Raw genomic sequence first — 1749 nt, 5'->3', positions numbered from 1 at the left:
CAAGTGGAGATGTGCGGGCGCAGAAGGTGATGGAAGTGTATATCGAGCATACTTGGGAGTCGCCATATCGGTTTAAACAAAATATGAAATCGATAGATAATTTTACTGATATTGTTCAATTTCATGTCTCAGAGAAAATAGGTCTTTCTTAATGGTTAATAGAATCACTTTTAGCGGGATCAGTTTATGATTCCGCCTTATTTAATTATCGACAGGTTTTGTATAGTTATTCTCAGAATCTCACGTGAATTTTGCTGAAATTGATAGAATAAGATATTTTGATCATATACTGTGAAAATTCCCTCTGCTAAATTCCCTATAAACTGATTTTACTTGTCGGTTAATGAAAAACGAATCTCCTTGTACCACTATTATTTTCCGAATAGTATGTAATTACGGCCGTAAATAAGAGAGTCAGGGAGTGGATTAATTGAAAAAGGTATTAAAAACAAGTCTATCATCTGTAGTACTTGCTGGTACATTATTTGCTGGGTTTCCTAGTGCATATGTACCAAAGGAGATTGATGTTTTACATAAGGCGGAAGCCCAAAAAAGTCACTCTCATGCTTCACTGGATTTAGCAATCATGAATGATGAAAAGTTGATTGAATCATTTATTAAGCGAGGACTTCTATCTAAAGATGCCTCAGATGCCGAAAAGCAAAAATTCCTTAAAAATTATTTAGCCTTAAAGGGAAAAACCACTGATAGCAAAGAGAAAGATCCCCTTGCTGCAAAGGTGAAGGCTTCCCAGTCTGAAAAGCAAAGAAATTTTAAAGACTTCAATAATGGATTACTTAATGGCAAAGGGGAGAAGAAAGGCCATTTGAAAGGTAATCCTGATCCAGTAAGTGAAACCGCTTACAATGGTGAAAAAAGAGAAGATAAAGTATTAGTCGTGGCTGTTGAATATGCAGATTTTGCCCATAATAACATTAAACCGGGTGAATCAGACAATTATTATCCTGATTATCCACTTGGACACTATGAAGATATGATTTTTGGGGAAGATGGTGTAACTGCGCCTAATGGTAAGGACAAGCTAGTTTCTATGAAGCAGTTTTATGAACAGCAATCAGGCGGCACTTATTCTGTTGATGGAAAAGCGTATGGCTGGCTGAAGGTACCAGGAACGGCAGCATTCTATGGAGCAGATAGAGCAACTGGGGGACATGATAATGTTGCTCCAGGCGGATCAAAGAAGTTAGTTGCTGATACTTATGCTGCTGCTAAGGCAGCAGGTATCCCGTTAGAGAATTATGATCTTGAAGATCCGCATGATTTAGATGGAGACGGAAACCTGCTTGAAAAAGATGGATTAGTCGATCACTTGATGATTATCCATGCAGGTATGGGACAAGAAGCAGGTGGAGGATCACTTGGTGACAATGCAATCTGGTCTCATAGATCTGCTTCATTTGTTGACCCAGACGGACTAGGAGTTGGAAAGCCTGGATTCTATGATTACACAATGATGCCAGAAGATGGCGCAACCGGTGTATTTGCCCATGAGTACGGTCATGACCTAGGGTATCCAGATGAATACGATACAATTTATTCCGGAACTGGTGAAGCTGTAGCTTACTGGTCCATCATGGCAAGCGGATCCTGGGCCGGCAAAATTCCAGGAACAGAACCAACTGGATTCTCTCCATTAGCAAAAGCTTACTTACAATCCTCTTTAGGCGGTAACTGGACGAATGATACAGTTGAAATCGATTGGAAAGATGTTTCTACAAAGGGTACACA

The 1749-nt window shown here is 39.5% G+C and carries 1 protein-coding gene; it reads left to right on the top strand.

Annotation, left to right across the window (positions count from 1 at the left end; all coding sequences use genetic code 11):
- Nucleotides 1-430 precede the first annotated feature (430 nt).
- A partial coding sequence (locus WB217_RS02890) for an immune inhibitor A domain-containing protein (RefSeq protein ID WP_423990477.1) occupies nt 431-1749 on the top strand: 1319 nt, incomplete at its 3' end.

This window comes from Mesobacillus sp. (genome assembly GCF_049588175.1).
Taxonomy (GTDB): Bacteria; Bacillota; Bacilli; order Bacillales; family Cytobacillaceae; genus Mesobacillus.
This window is presented reverse-complemented; position numbering and strand designations above follow the sequence as displayed.